Source organism: Lactobacillus acetotolerans DSM 20749 = JCM 3825, from assembly GCF_001436775.1.
In the GTDB taxonomy this organism is placed as follows: Bacteria; Bacillota; Bacilli; order Lactobacillales; family Lactobacillaceae; genus Lactobacillus; species Lactobacillus acetotolerans.
Genome location: NZ_AYZC01000037.1, coordinates 8,511 through 16,033, shown reverse-complemented (window position 1 = coordinate 16,033; position 7,523 = coordinate 8,511). Strand labels below are relative to the sequence as shown.

The window sequence follows — 7,523 nt, the reverse complement described above, 5'->3', positions numbered from 1 at the left end:
GTCTAACTTTGTTGGGCTTTTTTTATAAATAATTTATTTAACTAGCACCACACGTAATTGGTGTATTCTTCTATTTACCATTTATGATGATTAGTGAACGAGTTGTTGAGAAATCGGTTGAAATGGATAAATAAAATTTTATCCATATAAAAAACTTTACTGAAATTTTCAGCAAAGCTTTTTTAGTCTAGTTTTCTTGTAAAACAAATGTGTTCCAAGGTTTAATTAGTTTCAATAAATCCGAATCATTCTGATTTAGTTTACCTACTAAGTTTCGCCTGCCATCATTTGCAAAGGGTTGAAGGACAATTTGTAGCTCACCCTTATAACGGGCGTACTTTTCATTTACCACTACAATATCGCCACGATTAAACGTTCCTTTGTTATCATGGGCTGGGATATTTTCCTCACTATAAGTGATTCTTGGGTGGGTATCACGCAGTAAATAATCGGATGCATCCCCACGGTAAAGGTGTGGATCTTTCAGAATTATTTTCTTTTCTGTTTCTGTAAGTCCAGGCTTCAGGTCTACGTGTAAAACTGGGAAGGGATTGTTGAAAGCTTTAGCGGCAGCTTTCAATTCTTCTTCACTAGCATAAGCGTTACCAATGATTACGTCATCTATCATATTAGTTAGTCTTAAATGTGTTACTTGGCTGGCAATACTCCTGTTTCGATCACTTTCTAAAGTTGGTAAACCTTCGTGAACTGGCCAAGGACCAATCTTTGCGCTTGGCGAAGTGATAAATGCGGCGGTATGCAAGCCATACTTACGGTATTTCCTGGAATAATCTAAAAAAATATTTTCTCCTAAGCCGGTGTATTCTTGGGGATAAAAATTATGACAACCAATTAAATTACTTCGGTCTGGGTCATAAGACATGATACTGTCTAAATAATTAGTTCCACGGCTCATGTTTAGTTCAATTTTCAATCCGTACGGATTGTGGGTCATTAATGCTTCTTCAATACCAGTAAAGCCTTCGTCTAAACGTAATCCCCATACTCCTAGTTTATTGAAAAAACTTAAATCCTTGTAGTTGATCTTGAGTTCTTTAAATAATGCGGGGTTAATGTCAACGATTGTTTTAAAGCCTAGCTTATTTGCATAATCAATGTCTTTCTTGAATATGCTTAATAGGTCTTCACCGTTGTCACCAATCAATTGTAGTAATGACGTAAATATTCGCTTATAACCGTATTTCTTTGCTAAATCCATATAAGTTTTGTCTTTAGCAAAGGTACTTTGATCTGGATAAATTGATATCCCTAGTTGCTTCATAAACTTCCCCTATATTTATGTGTAAAAATATTCTATATATCAGCATAACCATTTGGATGGTTTTTGTGCCATTTCCAAGCGGTAGCAATAACTGTATCAACGTTTTCATGTTTAGGCTTCCAACTTAAGACAGTCCTGGCTTTGGTTGAGTCAGCAACTAATGAGTCAGGATCGCCGCCACGTCTTGGTCCCATGGTATAAGGAATATCAATGCCGGTGACTTTTTTAGCGGATTTCAAGATCTCTAAGTTGGAATAACCATGAGCCGTTCCCAAGTTAAAGACATCGGATTTATTTGTTTGCATTAAATGTTTTAAAGCCAAAATATGTGCGTCAATTAAATCTTCTACTTGGACGTAATCACGGACGTTTGTGCCGTCTTTGGTATTGTAATCATCCCCAAAGATGGTAAATTTACCGTCACCAGAAATTGCACTCTTTAAAATGTTAGGAATCAAGTGGGTTTCTGGGTGGTGGTCTTCACCAATTTTACCATCACTGGATGCACCGGCGACATTAAAGTAACGAAGGGCAATTGACTTTATCCCGTCTGCCTTATCGGCCCAATGCATGATCATTTCCATCATTACCTTAGTTTCACCATATGGATTAATGGGGTCAAGGACTGTGTCTTCAGTAATTGGCAACTTTTTAGGAATACCATAAGTAGCCGCACTGGAAGAAAAGATCAGGTACTTAACTTGGGCATCGTTCATTGCCTTCAGAAGTGAAATCATACCGGTGACATTATTATCGTAATATTTCAACGGTTTTTTAACGGATTCTGGGACTAATGAATAGGCAGCAAAGTGCATTACAGCGTCTATTTTTTCATCCCGTAAGATCTTACTTACAAGAAAAGTATTTTCAATATCACCCTGATAAAACTTTGCCTTTGGATCAACCGCTTTTCTGTGACCGGTGTACAAGGCGTCAAGGACAACAACGTCATTGCCTTCTTTGGCTAATTCTCTGACGGCGTGTGAGCCAATGTAGCCGGCACCGCCAACAACTAATACGCGCATTTTTGCCTCCATATAATAATTATTTATTAAGCTAAGTTTAGCACAAAAAGAATAAAAAATTTGCCAGACTCTACCTATTATTAATACGTTGAAAATATTCGCAATTTAATTTATACTTACTAAAGGTAATAGAAAAGAAAGAAGAATTAAAATGCTTCATAATTCAACTATTGATAAACAGATTAATCATAGATCAATCCGTAAATTTAAAGATGAGACTTTAAGTAAAGAACATTTGGAAACTTTATACACTGTTTTTCAACACACTGCCACCAGTATGTTTATGCAGAATGCTTCAATTTTGCACATTAGCGATAAAGATAAGAGGGCAAAAATCCAAAAGCTTTGTAACCAAAAATACGTTGGTGCCGAAGGTGATTTGTTTGTCTTTGTAGTAGATTTATACCGTAATCAGCAGATCAGAAAACAGTTGGGTAAAGATGATGGTCGCGTTCATACAACCGATATTTTCTTTCAGGCGATGGAAGATACCTTGTTAGCCTTTCAAAATGTGGCTAATGTGGTTGAAAGCATGGATTTAGGATATGTACCACTTGGTACGATTAATGATCATCCGTTGAAGATGTTGAAGGTATTGGATTTACCGAAGTTGACCTTTCCAGTTTTGGGGATGCAGGTAGGGATACCTGACCAAAAGCCGCAATTAAAACCACGTTTGCCTTTGAAATTCACGGCATTTGAGAATAAGTATAATAAGGATTTTCAAGTTAAGGATTTGAAGCATTATGATCAGGTGGTAACAACCTATTACGATTTGAGGGATGCTAACCGCCGGATTGATTCGTTTACTAAGCAGATTACTGGTAAGAAGTTGGATAATCACGAAACAGACCGTGATCAGATACCTGAAGAGTTACATAAGCAGGGTCTATGCTTAGATTGGAAATAATTTAATATAATATAGGTAGATAAAAAATAAAGTCATGCATTCAATTGCATGGCTTTTCTAGTTTTGGTATAATTCTATTGTTATACGTGATGTATAGAGTTGTGTGCATGACGTATAGTATTGCTGATTTAGCTCAGTCGGTAGAGCGTTTCCCTCGTAAAGAAAAGGTCGCCAGTTCGATTCTGGCAATCAGCATAAAAAAGTATCATTTTACTTGATTAACCTTGATTTATCAACGTTTTATGAAGATAAGTTAAGGTTAATTTTTTTGTATAAAGAAAAATAATGCACATTAAGTGCACTCTGTTCTTTTGTTAAAGTGCAATTTTTGCACGCGGTTTTTTGAGAGTGGAATAATGAATAAAGACTCTTATCTATGAAAGTAGGTCAGGGTCTTTTTTCTACAAAAGAAATTAGTGAATGGTTGGGAAATGCTTGCTCATCCCAACAAATTATTAGATTTGTGGATTATTGCCGGAATAGTTGCCATTGCTGGCATTACCACTTCATTTCAAGGCTTGAACCAATTCGTAGACGATAGGGTGAATAGAACCAGTGACGACCTTAGATTGACTGATATCTCACCGCTGTCCCAATCTCTAAGTTATATACTTTCTGCTAGTTTAATTTCTTTTGTCATGCAGATTTTTGTTTTTGCAATTGTGACCATTTATTTTAGTTTAACCGATCATATAAAAATTTTCGTAAATGATCTTTGGCCTAGTTTAGGCATTATGCTTTTAGCCGCTGTCGTTGATACTGTATTAAATTTAATTATTGTTGCTTTTATTCATAAAGAGAAAACTTTCAATATTATGTCTTCAATTCTTGGTGCATTATCGGGCTTTTTAGTAGCCTCGTATTTCCCAATTGGACTTTTGCCGAAAGTAGCACAAGATTTAGTAAAATTAACACCAGGTAGTTATCAAGCAATCTTTGTGCGTAATCTTCTTATGTCTGATCAGATTAAGAAGCAAGTGCCAACGACATTGGTTAAACGTTTTAAAAATTTTCTAGGTTGTCAAATTAAACTTGGTGGACATCTTTTAACCGATGAGCAAGTAGTATTTGTCTTAGCTGGAATGGGCGTAATTTTATTACTCGTGGTTGCTTTTATTAATTTGATTGTTAATAGGAAGAAAAAATAAAATTACTGGTTAGAAAACTAGATATAATAAAAAATCGCATTCATAGTGAACGCGATTTTTTGATATTAATCTTCTACTTTTTTAGCTTCTTTTATGGCTTTCATGATTGTTGGATTCTTTGAGTGGCAATCCTTAATCATTTGTAAATCTTTTCCGCTTAATTTAACAACGTATTTACTCATTTAACTTTTTCCTTCCTATATAAAATACATTTTTACTATAGCACTAAAGAATAAAAAAATTCCACACTATCGTAATAATGTGGAATTTTTATTTATTATTCGGATTTAGTTTTAAACAATTTTATATAAGTTAAGGGCTTTTTGAGCAACTAAGTTAACTAAATTCCATTGCTTATCATAAGTTGGTGAGAAGAAGAAGTCAGCTTCGGCTAAGTCTTCCAAAGTCAACTTGCTTCTGATTGCTAAGCTTAATACGTTAGCTTCACCACTTATATCGTAAGAAGAAAGAACTGAACCGCCTAAAACTTGGTGTGTATCTTGATTGAAGACAATTGAAATGTAACATTCAGGATTATCAGAATCTGGAATGTAATCAGGTCTTAAGTGATCTTTTAATACAATTTCTTTGGCATTGATGCCGGCACGTTTAGCATTCTTTTCGCTTAAACCGGTTGTAATGGCGTGTGCGTTGAATACTTCAAGTAATTGTGCACCAACAATACCTTTGAATGGGCGACTTGGCTTTTCTTCAAATAAGTGTTCTGAAACATATTGTGCTTCATGTCTTGCAGCGATAGCTGATGGAATTGGAACCTTTGTGTTAGCTGGAATATTGAATGGGAAGATTGCGTCCCCGATTGCGAATACATCATCAACATTGGTCTTAAGATAATCATTAGTCTTAATGTAACCACGCTTATCTAAGTCAACTGTACCTTTAATCCAATCAGTGTTTGGAGTAATGCCGACGGCAATGATAACGAGATCAGTCTTAATGTCACCCTTATTAGTGGTAATAGTTTCAACTTTGCCGTTACCTTTAAAACCTTCGACTTTAGTATCCATTGCTAGCTTAACGTTGTTCTTCTTCAATTCTTTTTCAAAAACATCAGTGAAGTCATCGTTTAAGTAGTTCTCTAATGGCTTATGTCCAGCATCGATCAAGGTTACATTTTTGCCAGCTTTTTCGAAAACTTCAGCTGCAGCAATACCATTACCAGCACCGATAACGGCAACATTCTTAATTGAATCGTCATGTTGAGCATCGTTAATCTTCTTTGCCCAATCATAACCACGCATTAATAATACGTTCTTAAGGTCGATTCCTGGTAAAGGAAGCTTGGCAGGGTTAACACCTGAAGAAATAATTAACTTATCGTACTTAATTTCCTCATTTTTACCACTGTCAGTATGGGTAACTGTAACAGTCTTCTTATCAGGATTAAGTTTAGTTGCTTTAGTGTTGTTGAAGATCTTTCCACCAACTTTGGTTAAATCTTCTGGCTTAAAGTTTCTAACATTGTCCATGCCGGTAGTTTTACCTTCAAGAAATAGCTTCATGCCACAAGACATAAAGGAAACGAAGTCACCTGCTTCAAGAACAGTAACGTCGACGTTCTTATAACGATCTAAAATTTCAAATGCTGCTTCATGACCACCATGAGAAGCACCGACAATAACTACTTTTTGTTTTTCCATATAAAAAGCCTCCTATAAAGATGTATCTTTGGTTAATACATTCATATTCAGATTAGCACAGCAGATTTAAACTAGCATAGAAAGTGCTTTAGAACTTATTTCACATTATTAAAAGGAAAGTTACTTTGTAGTTATGTTGCAAAATACATTTTTGTCTAGACCATTTGCTAGCAGCAAATGCATATATTTGTACTATACAATATTAGTAATAAATGCTGCTGGAATAGCATTTATGTAAAATAAAATTTTATATTATTTGTGTTACAAATATTACAGGAATGTCTCATTGAGTAACGTTTTCTTAATACCTGAGTGATACTTCTGTTACGATTCTGAAATTTTCACCTTGTAGTATAGAGACAGTCCGATGGATTTAAAGAGACATATTTTTTTTAATTCGTTAGAAGAGAAATAGATATGAAATTACTACAAAGTTTATAATTTATAAGGAGAGAATACTTTTGAAGATCAAATCTATCTTAGTTAAATCAGCAGCTGTAGCAGCGTTATCCGTAACAGGTGTTGTTGCATTGAATAGTGTAAAGACTGAAAACGTACAAGCCGCAACAGTTCAAAATGATGTATCTGTTGCCACTGTAAATTCAGATCACTCAGTTCGTGTTTGGAATAATTACGAAAATCCAAAAGCTACTGGTCAAGTTTTACCAAGTAATTCTTCATGGAAAGTTATTAAGACTGCTTATGATGCAAAGGGTCATAAATGGTATGACTTAGGTAAAGATCAATGGGTTATGGCCAAGCATATGAATGGTGGTCAAGGTGCAACCAAGCAAGTAACTACTGATACACAAGAAAATGCAGCACCTGCTAAGTCAACTACTACTAATACTTCTTCAAATGCATCCAGTGCTTCAAATGTATCTGGTTCAGATGCAAGTGCCAAGGCTTGGATTGCTAGTCATGAATCTGGTGGTTCATACGGTGCACGTAACGGTCAATATGTAGGTAAGTATCAACTTTCAGCATCTTACCTTAATGGTGATTACTCAGCTGCTAACCAAGAAAAAGCTGCAGACAATTATGTAAGCAGCCGTTATGGTTCATGGTCAGCTGCTAAATCATTCTGGCAATCAAATGGCTGGTACTAATGGCTAAATTTGAATAATAATTGAATAAAATTTAAGGAGATGGTTCATTGAACCGTCTTCTTTTTATTTTGCAAATTTTCTCTAATACTTTATTTCATAATTTCCTAAATTATTACATAATAAATTGATAAACCCTGTTATAGCGCTATTTGTCACTTTTGCAGATGTCATATATTTATGAATATTACAAAATTATCTGTCAAAGTAATATTTTCTTAACTTCCTAGATATGGTTCTGCAATCTACGCAGGGTACTATATATATTGTCAGTTGATGACATACGAAAGAGATGTGCCTAGTTGCACGTCGTTCAAATTAGAAAATTAATCAAAGAGATATATATAATTTATAAGGAGAGAATACTTTTGCAGATCAAATCTATTTTAAC

At 34.9% G+C, this 7,523-nt stretch carries 6 protein-coding genes and 1 tRNA gene; 4 read left to right on the top strand and 3 right to left on the bottom strand.

Features of this window, described 5'->3' with window-relative positions:
- Window positions 1–187 precede the first annotated feature (187 nt).
- A complete protein-coding gene (locus tag FC77_RS06085) occupies window positions 188–1,282 on the bottom strand; it encodes a DUF871 domain-containing protein (RefSeq protein ID WP_056970662.1) in 1,095 nt (364 codons plus the stop codon).
- Between the two features lie 32 nt (window positions 1,283–1,314).
- Window positions 1,315–2,307: a UDP-glucose 4-epimerase GalE gene (gene galE, locus FC77_RS06080; RefSeq protein ID WP_056970660.1), complete on the bottom strand. Its 993-nt coding sequence runs from the start codon at window positions 2,305–2,307 to the stop codon at window positions 1,315–1,317.
- Window positions 2,308–2,458: 151 nt separating this feature from the next.
- Between galE and FC77_RS06075 the strand changes: the two genes are divergently transcribed.
- From FC77_RS06075 to FC77_RS06065, 3 genes are all read left to right on the top strand, one after another.
- Entirely contained in the window at window positions 2,459–3,217 is a 759-nt protein-coding gene (locus tag FC77_RS06075) for an NADPH-dependent oxidoreductase (protein ID WP_054682049.1), read from the top strand.
- Between the two features lie 122 nt (window positions 3,218–3,339).
- Window positions 3,340–3,412, top strand: a tRNA-Thr gene (locus FC77_RS06070).
- 221 nt (window positions 3,413–3,633) lie between these two features.
- Window positions 3,634–4,365, top strand: coding sequence for an ABC transporter permease (locus FC77_RS06065; RefSeq protein WP_056970658.1), 732 nt, complete (start codon window positions 3,634–3,636; stop codon window positions 4,363–4,365).
- Window positions 4,366–4,658: 293 nt separating this feature from the next.
- Here FC77_RS06065 and FC77_RS06060 read toward each other — a convergent pair whose 3' ends face one another.
- Window positions 4,659–6,026: an FAD-dependent oxidoreductase gene (locus FC77_RS06060; RefSeq protein WP_054682054.1), complete on the bottom strand. Its 1,368-nt coding sequence runs from the start codon at window positions 6,024–6,026 to the stop codon at window positions 4,659–4,661.
- A 461-nt stretch (window positions 6,027–6,487) separates the two neighbouring features.
- Between FC77_RS06060 and apf the strand changes: the two genes are divergently transcribed.
- Window positions 6,488–7,135 carry an aggregation-promoting factor gene (gene apf, locus FC77_RS06055; RefSeq protein ID WP_054682055.1) on the top strand — a complete coding sequence of 216 codons (648 nt, stop codon included), beginning with the start codon at window positions 6,488–6,490 and terminating at the stop codon, window positions 7,133–7,135.
- Window positions 7,136–7,523 lie beyond the last annotated feature (388 nt).